The sequence below is a fragment of the Arthrobacter sp. FW306-06-A genome (assembly GCF_021870055.1).
Taxonomy (GTDB): Bacteria; Actinomycetota; Actinomycetes; order Actinomycetales; family Micrococcaceae; genus Arthrobacter.
On sequence record NZ_CP084552.1, the window covers coordinates 1,489,343 to 1,507,789 of the forward strand.

General features: G+C 67.7%; 13 protein-coding genes and 1 tRNA gene. 9 read left to right on the plus strand and 5 right to left on the minus strand.

The annotated features are described in order from the left end of the window. Positions 1 to 41 precede the first annotated feature (41 nt). Entirely contained in the window at positions 42 to 1,766 is a 1,725-nt protein-coding gene (locus LFT49_RS06930; RefSeq protein ID WP_237430142.1) for a dolichyl-phosphate-mannose--protein mannosyltransferase, read from the minus strand. A gap of 45 nt (positions 1,767 to 1,811) precedes the next feature. Here LFT49_RS06930 and rsmI point away from each other — a divergent pair, with 45 nt between their 5' ends. Beyond that, positions 1,812 to 2,687: a 16S rRNA (cytidine(1402)-2'-O)-methyltransferase gene (gene rsmI, locus LFT49_RS06935; protein WP_237430143.1), complete on the plus strand. Its 876-nt coding sequence runs from the start codon at positions 1,812 to 1,814 to the stop codon at positions 2,685 to 2,687. 180 nt (positions 2,688 to 2,867) lie between these two features. After that, positions 2,868 to 4,367: an NAD-dependent succinate-semialdehyde dehydrogenase gene (locus LFT49_RS06940; protein ID WP_237430144.1), complete on the plus strand. Its 1,500-nt coding sequence runs from the start codon at positions 2,868 to 2,870 to the stop codon at positions 4,365 to 4,367. A 72-nt stretch (positions 4,368 to 4,439) separates the two neighbouring features. On the opposite strand, the gene LFT49_RS06945 is transcribed toward LFT49_RS06940, so the two are convergent. Genes LFT49_RS06945 through LFT49_RS06955 form a run of 3 tightly spaced genes read right to left on the minus strand, consistent with a single transcriptional unit; the run spans position 4,440 to position 9,580 of the window. Next, positions 4,440 to 7,010 carry a transglutaminase family protein gene (locus LFT49_RS06945; protein WP_236821628.1) on the minus strand — a complete coding sequence of 857 codons (2,571 nt, stop codon included), beginning with the start codon at positions 7,008 to 7,010 and terminating at the stop codon, positions 4,440 to 4,442. Then, positions 7,007 to 8,473 carry a DUF58 domain-containing protein gene (locus LFT49_RS06950; RefSeq protein WP_236821629.1) on the minus strand — a complete coding sequence of 489 codons (1,467 nt, stop codon included), beginning with the start codon at positions 8,471 to 8,473 and terminating at the stop codon, positions 7,007 to 7,009. The genes LFT49_RS06945 and LFT49_RS06950 overlap by 4 nt, the downstream gene beginning before the upstream one ends. Positions 8,474 to 8,482: 9 nt before the next feature. After that, positions 8,483 to 9,580, minus strand: a complete 1,098-nt coding sequence (locus LFT49_RS06955) for an AAA family ATPase (RefSeq protein ID WP_237430145.1) — start codon at positions 9,578 to 9,580, stop codon at positions 8,483 to 8,485. Between the two features lie 163 nt (positions 9,581 to 9,743). Here LFT49_RS06955 and LFT49_RS06960 point away from each other — a divergent pair, with 163 nt between their 5' ends. From LFT49_RS06960 to LFT49_RS06980, 5 genes are all read left to right on the plus strand, one after another. Next, on the plus strand, positions 9,744 to 10,649 hold the full coding sequence (locus LFT49_RS06960; protein WP_236821630.1) for a TatD family hydrolase: 906 nt from the start codon (positions 9,744 to 9,746) through the stop codon (positions 10,647 to 10,649). Positions 10,650 to 10,906: 257 nt separating this feature from the next. Then, entirely contained in the window at positions 10,907 to 12,103 is a 1,197-nt protein-coding gene (locus tag LFT49_RS06965; protein WP_236801734.1) for a resuscitation-promoting factor, read from the plus strand. A gap of 110 nt (positions 12,104 to 12,213) precedes the next feature. Next, positions 12,214 to 13,086 (plus strand): 16S rRNA (adenine(1518)-N(6)/adenine(1519)-N(6))-dimethyltransferase RsmA, encoded by an 873-nt coding sequence (gene rsmA, locus LFT49_RS06970; RefSeq protein WP_236801735.1) that lies wholly within the window; start codon positions 12,214 to 12,216, stop codon positions 13,084 to 13,086. Further along, positions 13,083 to 14,060, plus strand: a complete 978-nt coding sequence (locus tag LFT49_RS06975) for a 4-(cytidine 5'-diphospho)-2-C-methyl-D-erythritol kinase (protein ID WP_236821631.1) — start codon at positions 13,083 to 13,085, stop codon at positions 14,058 to 14,060. Before rsmA ends, LFT49_RS06975 begins: the two co-directional genes overlap by 4 nt. Before the next feature lie 33 nt (positions 14,061 to 14,093). Further along, the gene (locus tag LFT49_RS06980) at positions 14,094 to 15,923 is read left to right on the plus strand and encodes an ABC-F family ATP-binding cassette domain-containing protein (RefSeq protein ID WP_236801737.1); all 1,830 of its coding nucleotides are present in this window, start codon (positions 14,094 to 14,096) and stop codon (positions 15,921 to 15,923) included. Between the two features lie 111 nt (positions 15,924 to 16,034). Here the strand turns inward: LFT49_RS06980 and LFT49_RS06985 are convergent, their stop codons facing one another. Then, on the minus strand, positions 16,035 to 16,661 hold the full coding sequence (locus tag LFT49_RS06985) for a TetR/AcrR family transcriptional regulator (protein WP_236801738.1): 627 nt from the start codon (positions 16,659 to 16,661) through the stop codon (positions 16,035 to 16,037). A gap of 132 nt (positions 16,662 to 16,793) precedes the next feature. Between LFT49_RS06985 and LFT49_RS06990 the strand changes: the two genes are divergently transcribed. Beyond that, positions 16,794 to 16,865 (plus strand) — tRNA-Gln (locus LFT49_RS06990). 103 nt (positions 16,866 to 16,968) lie between these two features. Continuing rightward, positions 16,969 to 18,447 carry a bifunctional UDP-N-acetylglucosamine diphosphorylase/glucosamine-1-phosphate N-acetyltransferase GlmU gene (gene glmU, locus LFT49_RS06995; protein ID WP_236801739.1) on the plus strand — a complete coding sequence of 493 codons (1,479 nt, stop codon included), beginning with the start codon at positions 16,969 to 16,971 and terminating at the stop codon, positions 18,445 to 18,447.

Sequence of the window (18,447 nt, forward strand, 5' to 3'; positions counted from 1 at the left end):
CCGCGGCAGCGGCTCCTTCAGGTCTCTGTTGACATCCTGCCCTAGATCCAGGACGGCATCCACATCCGGACCTTCCAGTCGACGTAGGGGATCACTTCGGCAGTCCAGATCGGGTAGAAAAAGGCCGACAGCAGGACCGCCGCCACAAGGAACAGGACCACCAGGTACAGGCCGGAGCGGCGGCGCCAGGGCGGGTCCGTGGCCCTGCCCAGGACCAACCCGAGGCAGTACGCCAGCGCCAGGACCAGGAACGGCTCGAAGGACACCGCGTAGAAGTAGAACATGGTCCGCTCCGGGTACATGAACCACGGAAGGTAGCCGGCGGCGACACCTGCCAGCACGGCACCCGCGCGCCAGTCCCGGCGTCCGGCCCACCAGAAGAGCAGGACCACCAGCGAGATGGCCGCCGACCACCAGATCAGCGGGTTTCCGACGGACAGAATGGCCGATGTGCACTTCTCCACGTCACAGCCCGGAGTGCCCTGGGGCGGGGATTCATAGAAAAACGACGTGGGCCGTCCCATCACCAGCCAGCTCCAGGCGCTGGCCTGGTAAGGGTGCTCGGCGCTGAGGCCCTGGTGGAACTTGTACGCTTCCAGGTGGTAGTGGACCAGGGAGCGGACGGAGCTGGGGAGCCAGCCCCATTCGGCTGACGGATTGCTTTTCGCCCAATGGCGGAAGTAGGCGTTGTCGGACAGGAACCAGCCCGTCCAGGTGGCGGCGTAGATGAGCCCTGCCACAGGAACCATGCCGAGGAACGCGGGGATCCCGTCCCGGATCACGCCGCCGCTGATCCAGCCGCGGATGCCGGCGACCCGGCGCGCGTTGAGGTCCCACAGCACGGTGAGGATGCCGAATCCGGCGAGGAAGAACAGGCCGGACCACTTGGTTCCCACGGCCAGGCCCATGCAGACGCCCGCGGCGACCCGCCACCAGCGCACGCCCAGCCACGGCCCGGACAGCAGCGCACCTTCCGGCGGCTGCCCACCGTTGGCGGCAGCGGCCCGGGCCAGCCGTGCGGCAAGCCGGCGGCGTCCGTCGTCGCGGTCCATCAGCAGGGCGCCGAAGGCGGCAAGGATCCAGAACGTGAGGAAGATGTCCAGCAGCGAGGTCCGGGACATCACCAGGTGATGGCCGTCGACGGCGAGGAGCAGCCCGGCGGCGCCGGCCAGCGGAAGCGAGCGGAACAGTTTCAGTGCGACCAGGGAGACCAGCAGGACGGTGAGGGTGCCGGTGAGGGCTGCGGCGAAGCGCCAGCCGAACGGGTTCTCCGGTCCGAACAGCCACATGCCCGCGGCGATCATCCATTTGCCTACCGGCGGGTGGACCACATACTCGGGGGTGCCCAGCAGGACGTCGGGATTGCCGGTGTTGAAGGCATCATTCGCTTTGTCCGGCCAGCTGCGTTCGTAGCCGCTGATGAGGTAGGAGTAGGCATCCTTGACGTAGTACGTCTCGTCGAACACCAGCTTGTGCGGAACCTCGAGGCGGATGAACCGGAGGAGGCCGCCAATGACCGCCGTCAGGACCGGAACCAGGACGAACCAAAGACGGAGCGACGGCGGGTAGTCACGCCACGAGGTACCGGTACCAATCAGCCTTGCCCGCAGCGCCTCGACGGTGAACGCCTCATCCGGCCGGCTGATCCAGGACTGGGCAGCCTTCCCGTGAGGCTCCACCGCTGTGGCGCCTGCTGAAGGGGATGCCGCCAGGCTGCGTTTCCAGGCCCCGGCGGGCCGCGTCGAGGTCTGCGTCACGAGCCCCATGGTACCTTTTGCGGCTGGAAGACCCGGCAGCAGTAGGCTTGGTGGGTGGACCCGAACCCCAGCCCCCTCCCCGAGCCCGCCCCTTCGACTGCGGGGCGGATCGTCCTTGCCGCCACACCGATCGGGAACACCGGCGACGCCTCCGCCCGGCTCGTGGAACTGCTGGGCACGGCAGACATCGTCGCCGCCGAGGACACCCGGCGGCTCCACCGCCTGGTCCAGAGCCTGGGCGTTACCGTGGCCGGCCGCGTCATCAGCTACCACGAACACAACGAGGCCACCCGGACGGCCGAACTCCTTGACCACGTGCGTGCCGGCGGCACGCTCCTCATGGTGACCGACGCCGGGATGCCTGCGGTTTCGGATCCCGGTTTCCGGCTGGTTGAGGGCGCCATTGCGGCGGGGCTTACCGTCACCGCCGTCCCCGGCCCCTCAGCCGTGCTCACGGCACTGGCGCTGTCCGGCCTGCCGACGGACCGGTTCTGCTTCGAAGGGTTCCTTCCCCGCAAAGCCGGCGAAAGGGCCTCCCGCCTCGCCGATCTCGCGGGGGAGCGGCGCACCATGGTCTTCTTCGAAGCTCCGCACCGGTTGGAAGCCATGCTGCGGGCCCTGCGGGAGCGCTTCGGCCCTGACCGTCCCATCGCCGTCTGCCGGGAGCTGACCAAGACGTACGAGGAAGTCATCCGCGGCACTGTAGGCGAACTCCTCACTTGGGCTGAGGAGAATGAGGTGCGCGGCGAGATCGCCGTGGTGCTCGGCGGTGCGCCGGAACAGGCACCCGGAACCCCGGAAGACCACGTCGCGGCAGTCAACGAGCTGGTGAACCAGGGCATCCGGTTGAAGGAGGCTGTAGCCGCCGTTGCCGATGACGCGCGCGTGAGCAAGCGAGAACTGTATTCGGCTGTGCTCGCCGCCCGGTAAACTCCGCAGGGGCCTTCGGATTCCTGTGCAGCTGCACAGCAAAGCTGCGATTCTGCAGTGCGCAACGGCGTAGACCCTGGCGGTGCCCCGCAGTAGTCTGGCTGTTAATCAGCCCCATGATCCCGGTCACTCCGTACCGCGGGGGCGGGCTGCCACAACCCTACTGACGAGGGAGTCATCGTGACTGTCACTGCACAGCCGGCCGTTACCGCCGAGCGCGAAACCCGGCTTTTGGCCTCCGTTCCCACCGGGCTGCTCATCAACGGTGAGTGGCGCGACGCCGCCTCGGGCAAGACGTTCGACGTCGAGGATCCCGCTACCGGGAAGGTGCTGCTGAGCATTGCCGACGCCGGCCCCGAGGACGGTGCGGCCGCCCTGGACGCCGCCGCCGCTGCCCAGGAATCCTGGGCGAAGGTGCCGCCCCGGGAACGCGGCGAAATCCTGCGCCGTGCCTTCGACATGGTGACCGAACGGGCAGAAGACTTCGCCCTCCTGATGACTTTGGAAATGGGCAAGCCGCTGGCCGAGGCCCGCGGTGAAGTGACCTACGGCGCCGAGTTCCTGCGCTGGTTCTCCGAAGAAGCAGTCCGCGCCTTTGGCCGCTATTCCGTCTCACCCGATGGCAAGTCCCGGCTCCTGGTGGCCAAGAAGCCGGTGGGTCCCTGCCTGCTGATCACACCGTGGAACTTCCCGCTGGCCATGGCCACCCGCAAGATCGCCCCGGCCGTCGCCGCGGGCTGCACGATGGTGTTGAAGTCTGCGAACCTGACGCCCCTGACGTCCCAGCTGTTCGCGGCCGTCATGCAGGAAGCCGGCCTCCCGGCCGGTGTCCTTAACGTCATCCCCACGTCCACGGCAGGGGCCACCACCGGGCCCCTGATTAAGGACTCCCGGCTGCGCAAGTTCTCCTTCACCGGCTCCACCGAAGTGGGACGGCGACTGCTGGCCGATGCGTCCGAAAACGTGCTGCGGACTTCCATGGAGCTCGGCGGCAACGCCCCGTTCCTGGTGTTCGAGGACGCCGACCTGGACGCCGCTGTCACCGGTGCCATGGCAGCCAAGCTGCGGAACATGGGCGAGGCCTGCACGGCGGCCAACCGCTTCATCGTCCACGAGTCCGTGGCCGGCGAATTCGCCGAGAAGTTCGCCGCGAAGATGAAGGAAATGACCACCGCCCGCGGAACCGAACCCGAATCCAAGGTAGGCCCGCTGATCGACGCCAAGAGCCGTGACAAGGTCCACGAACTGGTGTCCGATGCCCTGTCCTCCGGCGCCAAGGCAGTCCTGGGCGGTGCACCGGTGGAGGGGCCGGGCTACTTCTACCAGCCCACCATCCTGTCCGGCGTCGCCGAGGGGAGCCGTATCCTTTCCGAGGAAATCTTTGGCCCTGTTGCCCCGATCATCACCTTCAGCAGCGAAGACGAGGCAGTGCGGCTGGCGAACAACACCGAATACGGCCTGGTGGCCTACGTGTTCACCAAGGACATCAACCGCGGCATCCGGATGGGTGAAAAGCTTGAAACGGGCATGCTCGGCCTGAACGCCGGTGTCATCTCCAACGCGGCCGCACCCTTCGGCGGCGTCAAGCAGTCGGGCCTGGGACGTGAAGGCGGCCTCGAAGGCATCGAGGAATACCTCTACACCCAGTACATCGGCATCGCCGACCCCTACGCCGGCTAGCACCCGGCCCGCCGGCAACCGCAGGCAAACCGCAAAGTGCCGCCCGGAGTTTTCCCGGGCGGCACTTTCGTGTCACCGTCCGCCTGCCCCGCGGCCGCCGTCGTGCCTGTCCAGGTTCGCCGGCCCTCCCGTGGCCACGGGCCGGACCGAAGCGCCGGTGGCGGCAGAAGTGCCGCGCCCGGACCGGAAACGCCCCGCCGCGTGCCCGGCAGCGCGCAGGGCCCTGCCGGCCGCGCGGAACGGCCAACGGAGCAGCAGGCCCAGCCGCCGGGTGACCGACGCGGGAAGCCACGTCGCGGCCAGGCGCCTGGGCAGTGTGGCATTGGCCCGCAGTGATGCTTCCACAGCGGCAACCCCGCCGGCGATGTCCGCACCTGCCGTACGGACGCGGAGGCTGGTCCCTTGGGAACTGCCGGCGCTCTGGGCGCCGCCGCCGGGTCGGCCGTACCGGTAGTGCTCGAACGCGGAGGTGAGTGAGGCAACTGCGTCGTGCGCGTCCTTGTCCATGCCGCCCGGCTCGCCCAGCAGCTTTTCCCTGAATCGTGCGGAATAGGCCCTGGGCGTTTCGCTGTCGGCGGCGGGTAGGCCGTAATCGGTGCCAAGGTCCCTGAACTCATCCCACGCCTGTGGGACAGCCTGTTCGGGGCGCTTTGGCCGCAGCCTGCGGGACCGGGTGCCCGCGCGAACCAGGTGCGGGGCGGCCGCCAGAAGCACCAGTGCCGCAACTCCGGCCGCGCCAATGAGCCAGGGCATCAATTCGGGGCCGCCACCGGTGCTGTTGCCGGCGCCCGGAGCAGCCTGGGCTGTGGCGCTGGGCGTTGGCGTTGGCACCGGGGCGCTATCGGGGACGAGCCCGTCGTTGTTGCCCAGGGAGTCCGGGACCGATGGTGCTGACGCTTCAGTGGCGTAATCCGGGACCACTCCCCGGGATGGCGTCGGTTCGAAGGGCACCCATCCCAGGCCCTGGAAGTACAGTTCCGGCCAGGCGTGGGCGTCGCGGGCGTCTGCCTCGTATTCCGGGAGGGCACCCTGGCCGGCCACCGTTACCGTGGCCCCGGTCAACCTTCCGGGGGCATACCCCACCGCGATCCGGCTGGGAATTCCTTCAAGCCTGGCCATCACCGCCATCGCCGAGGCGTAGTGGATGCAGTAGCCGCTCTTTTGCTGCAGGAAGTCCGCCAGGACGGAGAGGCCGTTGCCGTCGTACCCGCCCTGCACCGGCGCCTGCAGAGAGTAGGTGAACTCGGACGAGCGGAGGTACTTCTGGATGGACATGGCCTTTTGGAAGGGTGTTCCCGCCGTGCCGGCGACCGCTTGTGCCGTGGTTTTGACGATGTCCGGGACGTTGCCCGGGATCCGGGAGAAGATATCCGGGATGCCGCGGGCCGGCCCTGTGGACTGCGCCAGGAGCGCCGACGAGAGCCTGGGCACTGCCGAGGTCACCAGGTATTCCTGCCGCCGGGTGGTGGTGTCGGTGCCCTTGATGCTCAGGGTGGCGGGATCCCAGGTCCATTGGCCGCCCAGGCCGCGCACGGTTTCGGGCGCGTAGGGGACCGGCAGGTAGGGGCTGGTGAAGGACCCGGCGTCGACGGCAGTGACCAGCCGTACCTGCTCGTCGGCCAGGACTGCGTAACCGGGGTCGATCCTGCCATCAAGGGGTACCCGGGATGCGGTGCGGTCGTCCGGTCCCCACGAATCGCCGTCGAAGTTGTCCACTGTGACGGACCTCAGGTAGAGGGGATTAGGCGAGTTCGTGGCATAGGTGATCCTGCCGCTGCCATCGGGGGCGCGGAGGCTGTTGCCCAGCGTGATCATCGGATTGAGGCCGGTGGCAGAACTCCACGGGTTGAGCCTCGACCCCTGGGGGAAAGTGCCGCTGTCGAAGCCGGGAATGGCCACGGGCAGCACCAGTGCGGCCGCCAGTGCCACGGCGCCGGTCAGTACGGCGCGCCGCACCAGGCCGGGGCTGCGCGCGGAACCGCCCTGCAACCGTCCGTCCGGGGCGAACCACTGGCTGCAGCCCAGGATGAGCAGGTATCCCGCTGCCGTGGCAGCAAAACTCCATACCCCTATGCTTTGGGGTTTGATCATCGCCGGCACCACCAGTAAGGCCAACAACCCGGTGCCTGAGGCGGCCGGCATGCCCAGTGGGACCGCAAGCGCGTCGACCAGGATGACTGCCAGGCCCAGCACGGCACAGACCACCATGACGATCCCGGCGTTGGGCGCCACCGGCGCGGTCTCCGACAGCACCGTCTCGCTGGCCCGCCGGACCAGCCGGTCCAGCTCGGGAAGGGTGGCGCCGGTGGGGACCACCCAGAGGAAACTGGAACTGCGGAAGAACGTCAGCGTCAGGACAGCGGCCAGTACCACGAATCCACCCGCGGTGACCAGCAGGGGCTGGGCGCGGAGGGAACGCAGCGCGGCCAGGGTGAGCGCCACCGCCAGCACGGTGGTCATCGCCGGCCAGAACCAGTTCCAGCCGCGGAGTACGCCGTTCAGGGACAGGGCCGCGCCGCAGACAGCCACTGCGATGGCCGCCGCCATGGCCCAGGGATAAACGCCCGGCCGTGTCCGGCCGGCGGGTGGATCGGGCTGCGCCTGCTGCCCGGCGCCTCTTGCCCGCGCCGGTGCCATGGTCATCGTGCCACCCCCGCTCCGCGCCCTGCCTCCGGTGCCGGACGCGTCGGCAGGGCAAGGTCCTGGTCGAACCCGCCCCACACAGCAGCCAGCTGCGCCTTTGGCGCCACGGCCACTGCCCGCCACCCGGCCTGCCGAAGCACCTCGAGGACTTCCTGGTATTCCGCGGGCCGTTCCACTGCCACCAAAGCCATGGCGTTGGTGGCGGAGGCGGCAGCAGGCGCCAGCGCTGCGGCCTCCTGTGCAGTGATGCGTCCCAGCACTGCGATCAGGGGTCCCCGCATCCGGTGTGCGGAGATCTTGTCCATCAGGTGGTCATCGAATGCCGGGGGCTCCTGCTCATTGCCTGCCGATGTCCGGGTCCCTGTTGCCACCTCCGCCTGCGGGTTCCGGCCCGTCATGTCCCGAAGGACGCCGTCCCGCCGCGGGCGGGTTGTTCCGGACAGGTGGATTGCGGCCAGGCTTTCGGCAATGGACTGCAGACCTGAGGTCCCGCTGAATTCTTCCGCTCCCGGGTCAGGGGAAGACGGCGAGTGGAGGAATGCCGGGTTTCCGCCGGTGTCCAGCAGCCGCAGGCTGTAGTTTCGCTCCGCGAGGTGTGCACTGATGGACATGGCGGCAACGACTGCCCACTCGAACGTCCCGCTGGTGGCCAGCGCATGCCCGTCCTGGCCGGGAAGGCCAGGCATTGCCGTTCCGGGACCCCCGGCAAACGCGCCGGAACGGTGGTCAAGGATGATGGTGGCCTCCGGAGTGGTGACCGATTCCTCCTGCCGGACCATCAGGGCCCCGTGCCTGGCGGTAGCGGCCCAATGGACCCTCCGCATCGGGTCGCCGTGCCGGTACTCACGGGTCATGACATCGTCATCGCTGGGGTTTGCCCGGACACGGGTGGCGGTGACTCCATCGTTGCCGCGCGCACCGGCCAGCAGCGTGGCAGGAAGGGCGACGGCGGCAGGCGTCACGGTGAGGACGTCGCCGTCGTCGATCGCCTGGCGGTGCAGCGCGAGTCCGAAGGGATCGGTGAACTCGGCGGTGACCGGCCCGATTCGAAACTGGCCGCGGTGCCGTGAGGTGAGGTGGTACTCATAGCGGCTGGTGCCGCCGGTGGCGGAACGGGACGGGAACCGGAAAGCCGGTGCGTGGCCGAACTGTGCCGGCAGCCGCTCCTCCATGGCGACTCGGCCGCTGCCCGGGCCGGACCGGGCGACGGCAAGGTGGACTGCCGCCGGGGCCGAGGTCTCCACCGGGGAAGGATTGAACTCGCGGTAGACCCGGAACCGGGGTTTGACCAGCCGGACGCCGGCAAGGCAGACGAGTGGAAGCACCAGCAGGAGTAACGCCAGCGTCAGGAGGTCCCGGCGCCCCATGACCTGAGCCGCGGCGAGCGTGAAGGCTCCGGCGGCGAGCATGCCCCACCCGCGCCTGGTGAACAGGTGCCGCGGAAGCTTGTCCAGCAGGGCCATGCTGGTTTCCTAGCGGTTCCTGCTGCCGGCGGCAGCAGCCCTGCCCGGTTGGCCGGGCTGCTCTTGCGGAACGGGCAGCCGGGACAGGATGCCCCGCAGGACACTGTGCGGCGTCTCGCCTGCGCCCGCGGCCTTCCGGTCAAGGATGATGCGGTGTGCCAGGACGGCTTCGGCCACGTCCCTCACGTCGTCCGGCAGAACGAAGTCGCGTCCGTCCAGCGCGGCCGTGGCCTTGGCGGCACGCAGCAGTTGCAGCAGGGAACGGGGGCTGGCGCCCAGCCGCAGCAGCGGGCTTTCCCTGGTGGCCCTGCCCAATGACACCATGTATTCCTTCAGCGATTCGGAAACGAAGACCTGCTGGACGGCAGCGGTCATGCCTGCAACATCCGACGCGGTGACCACGGGGGAGACGTGGGCCAGCGGCGAGACTGCCTGGTGGGTTTCCAGCATCTCGATCTCCGCGTCCTTGTCCGGATACCCCATGGAAATGCGGGCCATGAACCGGTCCCGCTGGGCTTCCGGCAGGGGATATGTCCCCTCCATCTCGATGGGGTTCTGGGTGGCAACCACCATGAACGGCTCATCGAGCTTGTAGGTGTTGCCGTCCACCGTGACCTGGTGCTCCTCCATGCACTCAAGGAGGGCCGACTGTGTCTTGGCGGAGGCGCGGTTGATTTCGTCGCCGATGACGATGTTTGCGAACACCGCGCCCGGCCGGAATTCAAAGAGCCTCGAGGCTTGGTTGTAGATGGACACCCCGGTGACGTCCGAGGGCAGCAGGTCGGGCGTGAACTGGATGCGGCTGACGGTGCAGTCGATGGTCCGGGCGAGGGTCTTTGCCAGCAGCGTTTTGCCGACGCCGGGCACATCCTCCACCAGCAGGTGGCCCTGCGCGAGGAGCACGGTAAGCGCCAGCTTGGCGGCCTCGGACTTGCCGTCAATGACCGTGTTGACGGTGGTCAGGATGCGCTGCGCCGCCTCGTGGAAGGACTCCGGGTCCGTGGCCGGCGGCCGGTGCCCGTTCAGGTGGCTGACGGAATCAGGCACGCCGGCCAGGTTGAGGTTCGCTGCGCTTCCACTGGTGGCGGTGCGTCGGTGCGGTTCCATCGGCAACCTTTCAGCCCGGGTTTCACCTGGACGGGACAGCAAGCCTGCCTTCGCCCCTCGGTGGGCGTACGCGTGTGTTCGTTCCAGACTACTAACACAACTGCCGCGGCTGACAGAGAGTTCCGGCAAATATGGGGGTGTCCGCCGCGGCTAGGCTGGATGGATGTGCAATTCGTCGATTCCTGCCGCCTACCGGCTGCCCGCCACGGACGGAACTCCGGCCACGGAAGCCGGGCGCCGCAAGGACTTCCCGCCGGCGCCGGAGCCACTGCCCGTGCCGGTCATGGACAACCACACCCACCTGGACTTTCCGGAAGGAAAGGCGCCTGTGGGGATCAAGGCTGCGCTCGATGCGGCAGCGGCTGTGGGGGTCCAGGGTGCCGTGCAGGTGGGCTGCGACCTGGAGTCCTCGCGGTTCACCGTGGAAGCAGTGGACCAGGACGTCCGGCTCCTGGGGGCTGTAGCCCTGCATCCCAACGACGCTCCGCGTTACGCCGCCGACGTGGGGCTGGAAGACGCCCTCGCCGAAATCGAACGCCTGGCCGCGCATCCGCGGATCCGTGCCATCGGCGAAACGGGACTGGACTTCTACCGCACCGAGGGGGAGGGGCTTCGGCACCAGGAATACTCGTTCCGGCGCCACATAGACATCGCCAAACGTCTCGACCTCACCCTGCAGATCCATGACCGTGACGCGCACAGCGACGTGGTGCGGGTGCTGCAGGAAGAGGGAGCCCCGGAACGGGTAGTGTTCCACTGCTTCTCCGGTGACGAGGAACTGGCCAGGACCTGCAACGAGCAGGGGTGGTGGATGTCCTTTGCGGGCACGCTGACATTCAAGAACGCGGCGAATCTCCGTGCCGCGCTTGCCGTGGCAGACCGGCAACTCATCATGGTGGAAACCGACGCCCCGTTCCTGACCCCGCACCCGCACAGGGGGCGCCCTAACGCCAGCTACATGGTCCCGTACACGGTACGCGCCATGGCAGAATTGACAGGCTCCGATCTGGCTGGCCTCTGCACCGCAATCAGCGAAAATACCGTGAGCGCATACGGATCCTGGGCCTGACGGGCGCGCCGGATCCGTCTTCCGGCCGCATACCTGGTATGCACAAATGTTGGCCCCTTTATAACGCTACGGTTACAGTGGGTAACTATTAGCCGGGGTCGGGGAAGGCCAACGGGTAATTTCACTCCTTTCGCAGCCGGACGGGCCTGTCCAAAAACCGGCCACACCGCTGCCTGGAGTGTGGCCGCGCATCGGTGCCCGGACTGTCCTTCGCAGGCTTGTTCCGGGCATTTTTCTGCGCGTTTCCCCGTGCCCGGATGGACCTAGAGTTACGGGCAATCGTGATCAAGTTCTTCACATCGGACGGCAAGTTCAGCTATATCAAGGTTGGCGCCCAGCTGCTGGTGCTTTGCGGCCTGGTCGCAGGCCTCGTAGCCTTCGTGGGCAATAACAAAACAGTTACGCTCAACGTGGACGGCAAAGCGTCGTCCGTGCAGTCCTTTGGCGGAACAGTGGCACAGGTGGTCAAGAGCGCCAACCTGGACCTGAAGCCCGGCGACCGGGTGTCGCCTTCCCTCGACGCGACCGTCCAGAACGGAACCGTCATCAACATCAACCAGGCCAAAGAGGTCAAGGTCAGCCTTGACGGGGCCGAGAAGACCGTGAACACCACGGCCCAGGACGTTGAAGACCTGGTGACTGAGCTCGGCGTGGCCAGTGCCTCGTCCGTCTCGGCGCCCAAGGATGCCACCCTCTCGCTGGCCGGCTCCTACGTCTCCATCTCCACACCCAAGACCGTCAGCATCGTGGCCGACGGCAAGGTGAACACCGCCACCACCACCGCGCCCACCGTCGGCAAGGTCCTGGAGGACTCGGGCGTTAGCCTCGGCGCCAATGACCGGACCTCCCAGCCGGCCAACGCCAACGTGGTGAACAACATGGTCATCAAGGTCTCCCGTGTAGACACCAGCCGGACCGCCGTCACCAGCGAAGACGTGCCCTTCGAAACGGTTACCGCCGAAAGCGCAGACATGCTCAAGGGCGAAAAGGAAGTGACGCAGGCCGGCGCCGCCGGAAAGCTTGAGCGCACCTTCAAGCTGGTGCTCGTGGACGGACGCGAAGCTTCCCGCACGCTGGTATCCGAGAACGTGGCGGTCCAGCCGGTCACCGAGAAGGTCACCGTTGGCACCAAGGCCAAACCCGCACCCCAGGCCGCTCCGGCCCCCGCCGCTGCAGGCGCCAACTCCGGCGCCGCGGCACCGGCGATGATGAACGAGGCCATGTGGGACAAGATCGCCCAGTGCGAGTCCACCGGGAACTGGAGCATCAATAGCGGCAACGGCTACTACGGTGGCCTGCAGTTCGATATCCAGACCTGGATCGGCGCCGGCGGCGGTGCCTACGCTCCCAACGCCAGCCTGGCCACCAAGGCACAGCAGATCGACATCGCCAACCGCGTTTACGCGCAGCGCGGCCTGTCGCCATGGGGCTGTGGCTGGGCGGCCAGCCGCTGATCCACTGATCAACAGGTAAGCAGAAGCAGCGGCCGGGCCCGGGTACTCCGGGGCCGGCCACTGCCGTTAACCGGGCAAAGCCAAGATGCCGCGCGGGATAGGATACCTAGGTGACTGAACCGACTCCCGCCGTGCCCGCACCATTGTTCGGGGCCTCCGACATCCGCCGGCTGGCAGAGGAGATCGGGGTCAGGCCCACCAAGACGCTGGGCCAGAACTTTGTGATCGACGGCAACACCATCCGCCGGATAGTCGCCGCAGCAGGCGTTGGGCCGGATGAAACGGTCCTTGAGGTGGGACCGGGGCTGGGGTCGCTCACGCTTGGACTGCTGGACGCGGCAGCGGCCGTTGTCGCCGTCGAAATAGATCCTGTCCTTGCCGCAAAGCTCCCCGAAACCGTGAAGGAATGGCGGCCCCAAGCCGCCAATGCCTTCCATCTGGTGCAGGCCGACGCCATGAAGGTCACCGAACTGCCGGTGGAACCAACAGCACTCGTGGCCAACCTGCCGTACAACGTTGCCGTTCCCGTGGTGCTGCACCTCCTGCAGCATTTCCCCAGCCTGCGGCACGGCCTGGTGATGGTGCAGGACGAGGTGGCCGACCGGCTGGCAGCCGGCCCCGGCTCCAAGACCTACGGAGTTCCCTCGGTCAAGGCCGCCTGGTACAGCCAGATGCGCAAAGCGGGCGTGATCGGCATGAACGTGTTCTGGCCGGCACCGAAGATCCATTCCGGGCTGGTGGCCTTCACACGCCGCGAGCCGCCGGTCACCACCGCCACGCGCGAACAGGTGTTTGCCGTGGTGGATGCCGCATTCGCGCAGCGCCGCAAGACCCTCCGGGCCGCCCTCGCCGGCTGGGCCGGGGGAGCGCCGGAAGCGGAGCGCTGCCTGCTCGCCGCCGGCGTGGATCCCACGGCACGCGGCGAGGTCATTGACATTGCCGCGTTCGCCAGGATTGCCGAAGCCAGGGAAAACCGGCCGTGAGCGCGGGACTTGAGAGGGCAGGCAGGGGGCGGTTCGCCGCCAGGACCGTGCGGGTCAAGGCGCCCGGCAAGGTCAACGTTTCCCTGGCGGTAGGTCCGCTCCGGGCGGACGGGTACCACTCGGTGGCCAGCGTCTACCTCGCAGTGTCCCTTTATGAGGAAGTGGCGGCCACCAGCACCGCCGCGCCCGGGATCACCATCAGCCTCAGCCCCGAAAGCACCCTGGACCTCGACGCCGTCGACATCCCCCTGGACAGCAACAACCTGGCCTACAAGGCCGCCGCCATCATGGCCGACGTGTCCGAACACGCCACCGGCGTGCACCTGGAGATCACCAAGCGGGTGCCCGTTGCCGGCGGCATGGGGGGCGGATCCGCCGACGCCGCCGCCACGCTCCTGGCCTGCGATGCGCTCTGGAACAGCGGCCTGTCGCGCGAGGAACTGGCACACCTTGCAGCGGAACTGGGCGCCGACGTTCCCTTCTCGCTCCTGGGTGGAACCGCCGTCGGCCTCGGCCTGGGCGACGAACTGTCCCCGGCCCTGGCCAAAGCGCAGACCCACTGGGTGCTGGTGGTGGCCGACTACGGCCTCTCCACCCCCGAGGTGTACCGCACGCTGGACCGGCTGCGCGATGCCGAAGGGATCGACGCCGGCGAACCCACCAGCGTGGACCCGCAGATCCTGGCGGCGCTTCGGGGCGGCGACGCCGAATCCCTGAGCCGCGTGCTGGTCAACGACCTGCAAAGGGCGTCCATTGAACTGGCGCCTGCGCTGCGCGATACGCTGGGGATGGGTGAATCCCATGGCGCCATCGCGGGCATGGTCTCCGGATCCGGCCCCACCGTGGCGCTCCTGGCAGACGACTCCGTTGCCGCCGAGGCACTGGCTGAGGACCTGCGGCGCCGCGGCCTGACTGCAATCCCCGTCCACGGTCCGGTCCCGGGCGCGCGCATCATCTCCGACACCCACCTTTAACACTTCCAGTCCGGCAGCAGAAAGCAGTTCCCCTTGGCACACCTTCTTGGCGGCGAAAACCTCACGGTTTCCTACGCAACCCGTACCGTCCTGGACGGCATCACCCTGGGGCTGGAGGAAGGCGACCGGATCGGCATGGTGGGCCGCAACGGCGACGGCAAGTCCACCCTGATGCGGCTCCTGGCCCTGCGCTCCACCCCTGACTCCGGCCGGGTCACCAAGCGCGGCGACGTCAACGTGGGCTACCTGGACCAAAGCGACGTGCTCGACGGCGACCTGACGGTGGGTGCCGCCATTGTGGGGGACCAAGCGGACTACGAATGGGCACGCAACCCCCGGATCCGGGAGATCATGGGTGGCCTGGTGTCCGACGTCGACTGGCATGCGAACGTCCACGCCCTCTCGGGTGGGCAGAAGCGGCGGGTGGCGCTGGCCAAACTGCTCATCGAGGACCACGACGTCATCATGCTGGACGAGCCCACCAACCACCTCGACGTCGAGGGGGTTGCCTGGCTGGCCCGGCACCTGAAGACACGGTGGAGGGCCAACCAGGGCGCCTTCCTGGTGGTCACGCACGACCGCTGGTTCCTCGACGAAGTCTGCACCAAGACGTGGGAAGTCCATGACGGGATCGTGGACCCGTTCGAGGGCGGCTACGCCGCGTATGTCCTGGCCCGCGCGGAGCGTGACCGGATGGCGTCCGTGGTGGAAGGCAAGCGCCAGCAGCTGGTCAAGAAGGAGCTTGCCTGGCTCCGCCGCGGTGCCCCGGCCCGCACCGCCAAACCCAAGTTCCGGATCGAGGCGGCCAACGCCCTGATCGCCGACGTTCCCGCGCCGCGCGATTCCATGGCGCTGAACAAGATGGCCACTGCGCGCCAGGGCAAGGATGTCCTGGACCTGGAAAATGTCTCGCTGAACTTCCGGGGCGGCGATGCCGGCCGGAAGCTTTTCGACAACATCACCCTCCGCTTGGCCCCGGGGGAGCGGCTGGGCCTGGTGGGCGTCAACGGTGCCGGCAAGACCACCCTCCTGAAGCTGCTCAACGGCGAGATCACGCCTGACGCCGGCAAGGTGAAGAGGGGAAAGACGGTAGTCACCGCGGTCCTCACCCAGGAAGTCAAGGAGCTCGACGACGTCGCGGACCTGCGCGTCATCGAAGTCATCGAGCGGGAAAAGCGTTCTTTCAACGTCGGCGGCAAGGAATTCAGCGCAGGCCAGCTCGTGGAGCAGCTCGGCTTCACCAACGAGAAGCAGTGGACGCCAGTCAGGGACTTGTCCGGCGGTGAGCGGCGCCGCCTGCAGCTGCTCCGGCTGCTGGTGGGCGAACCCAACGTGCTGATGCTCGATGAGCCCACCAACGACCTCGACACCGACACCCTTGCCGCCGTCGAGGATGTGCTGGACGGCTGGCCCGGAACCCTGGTGGTGGTCAGCCATGACCGCTATCTGCTCGAACGCGTCACCGACCACCAGATGGCACTGCTGGGCGACGGCAAGCTCCGCGGCCTGCCCGGCGGCGTGGACCAGTACCTTGAGTTGCGTGAAGCTGCCCTGGCCGGCTCCACCGTGACCGGTGGCGGAAACCCCGTCACCAGCGCCGGCCAGGCCCAGCAGGCTGGCACGGCCTCCGGCCCTTCGGAAGCCGAAAAGCGCGAGGCCCGCAAGGCCCTCAACAGGATCGAGCGCCAGCTCAAAAAGCTCGACCAGCAGGAAAAGAAACTCCACGACGACATGGTCAAGAGCACGGAGAAGTCCGACTTCGACGCCCTCGCCAAACAGAACAGCGACCTGAAAGACCTGGCCGAGGAAAAGGACGCCCTGGAAATGGAGTGGCTGGAGTCCTCAGAACTCCTGGGCGACTGACAAAGGCGACGCCGGCACATGGGAGTGGGGCGGCTGTCCGGCAGCGTGCGTCAAAGCGACGAAGGAGCAGCACGCAGAGGACAGGTGCCCCGCGCCCGAAGGCGACCACGGCTAAGGTTCAGACTGCAGCTCAGGGTCTTTCTTGAGGCCGGTCAGGCCGTTCCAGGCGAGGTTGACCAGATGCGCTGCGACGGTGTTCTTGTCCGGCTGGCGGCTGTCCTGCCACCATTGGCCGGTCATTGCCACCATACCGACGAGCATTTGCGCGTACATGGCGCCGTCCTCGCCGCTAAGCCCGCGGCGCGAGAATTCGTCGGAGAGGATGTGTTCCACGCGGGCGGTGACGTGGGAGAGCAGGGTGGAGAAGGCACCTTCGGGCTGGGACGGGGGAGCGTCGCGCATGAGGATCCGGAAGCCTTCGGTGCGTTCCTCGATGTAGGTGAGCAGCGCGAGCGCGGCGCGTTCGACGAGAACGCGGGGCTTGGCTTCCTCGGTGAGGGCCGCGTTGATCGCGTCCAGGAGGATATGGAACTCGCGGTCCACCACCTCGGTGTACAGCCCTTCCTTGGAACCGAAGTGCTCGTAGATGACTGGTTTGGACACGCCTGCGCAGGCGGCGATTTCCTCGATGGTGGTGCCGTCCAGCCCGCGGACGGCGAAAAGGCCGCGGCCGACGTCGATCAGCTGGGTCCGGCGCTGCAGGCCAGTCATCCGCGTCCGCGGAAGGTTGTTGCTCACCGTCCCATCATGCCCCACCGCCGCCGGGCGAATTCGGCCGGACCGGCAGGGTGGAAGGCGCCGTGTCGCGCGGCGCCCTGAACCCATGGCAAAATAGGGACTTGTGCCCGGGCCTTGAGTCTTTTGGCACGGTCCGCTCTGGTGTAACGGCAGCACCCCGGCCTTTGGAGCCGTGGAGTATAGGTTCGAATCCTATGGGCGGAACTGCTGCGCAAGGAGCGATCATGAGGATGGCACCCGGTGTCCGGCGGCCAGGGCCGCTGGAGCACGCAAAGCGCCAGCACAACCAAGCAAGGAGAGCCCGAACGTGATCCCCGAGAATGCCGGTCCGGCCGCTGTAATCGTTCTGGCAGCAGGTGCCGGCACCCGGATGAAATCGCGTACTCCGAAGATCCTGCACGAGATCGGCGGCCTCTCCATGGTGGGCCACGCCCTCCGTGCTGCCCGCAGCATCAATCCACAGCGGCTTGCCATCGTGGTGCGCCACGAACGCGACCTGGTGGAGGGCCACGTGGCCGCGCTCGACCCGCAGGCCCTCATCGTGGACCAGGACGACGTCCCGGGCACCGGCCGTGCCGTTGAAGCCGCACTCGAGGCGCTGGACGCCGGGCAGGCCCTGGCGGGAACCGTCGTGGTCACGTATGGCGACGTGCCCCTGCTTTCCGGGGAACTGCTGACCGAGCTCGTCGCCACCCACGAGTTCGAGGGCAATGCCGTCACGGTTCTCACGGCAGTCCTCGACGACGCCACCGGCTACGGCCGCATCCTCCGCGGCGAGGATGGTTCCGTCACCGGCATCCGCGAACACAAGGATTCCTCCGAGGCCGAAAAACTGATCCGCGAAGTCAACTCCGGCATCTACGCCTTCGATGCCGCTGTGCTCCGCGACGCGCTGGGCAAGGTCACCACCGACAACGCACAGGGCGAGAAATACCTCACCGACGTGCTGGGACTGGCCCGGGAGGCAGGCGGCCGCGTCGCCGCCGTCGTCACGGCCGACCGCTGGCAGGTGGAGGGCGCGAATGACCGCGTCCAGCTCGCCGCCCTCGGTGCCGAACTGAACCGCCGCACCGTGGAAGCCTGGATGCGGGCCGGCGTCACCGTGGTCGACCCGGCCACCACCTGGATCGACTCCTCCGTCACCCTCGACGAGGACGTCCGCCTCCTGCCCAACACCCAGCTGCACGGCGCCACTACCGTGGCGAGGGACGCCGTCGTGGGCCCCGATACCACCCTGACCGACGTCACCGTAGGCGAGGGCGCCACCGTAGCCCGCACCCACGGTTCCGGCTCTGTGATCGGCCCGCGCGCCGCCGTCGGCCCCTTCACCTACCTCCGCCCCGGCACGGTGCTGGGCGAGAAGGGCAAGATCGGCGCGTTCTACGAAACCAAGAACGTCACCATCGGGCGCGGCTCCAAGCTGTCCCACCTGGGCTACGCGGGCGACGCCGAAATCGGCGAGGACACCAACATTGGCTGCGGCAACATCACAGCCAATTACGACGGCGAGAAGAAGCACCGCACGGTGATCGGCTCCGGCGTCCGTACAGGCTCCAACACCGTCTTTGTTGCCCCGGTCACCGTGGGGGACGGCGCCTACAGCGGCGCCGGCGCGGTGATCCGCAAAGACGTTCCGGCCGGAGCGCTTGCGCTGAGCGTCGCTGCCCAGCGCAACGCCGAAGGCTGGGTTCCCGCGCACCGTCCGGGAACCCGCTCCGCCGAACTGGCCCAAGCGGCCACCAATGATTCCTCAAGTACCCCGGCATCTACAGAAGAGGGCAAGTAA

What these genes read in the sequence shown, in the direction of transcription:
- LFT49_RS06960 (WP_236821630.1), top strand. Translation starts at nt 9,744, where the DNA reads ATGTGCAATTCGTCGATTCCTGCCGCCTACCGGCTGCCCGCCACGGAC.
- LFT49_RS06930 (WP_237430142.1), bottom strand. Translation starts at nt 1,766, where the DNA reads ATGGGGCTCGTGACGCAGACCTCGACGCGGCCCGCCGGGGCCTGGAAA.
- LFT49_RS06945 (WP_236821628.1), bottom strand. Translation starts at nt 7,010, where the DNA reads ATGACCATGGCACCGGCGCGGGCAAGAGGCGCCGGGCAGCAGGCGCAG.
- LFT49_RS06965 (WP_236801734.1), top strand. Translation starts at nt 10,907, where the DNA reads ATGGACCTAGAGTTACGGGCAATCGTGATCAAGTTCTTCACATCGGAC.
- LFT49_RS06950 (WP_236821629.1), bottom strand. Translation starts at nt 8,473, where the DNA reads ATGGCCCTGCTGGACAAGCTTCCGCGGCACCTGTTCACCAGGCGCGGG.
- LFT49_RS06955 (WP_237430145.1), bottom strand. Translation starts at nt 9,580, where the DNA reads ATGGAACCGCACCGACGCACCGCCACCAGTGGAAGCGCAGCGAACCTC.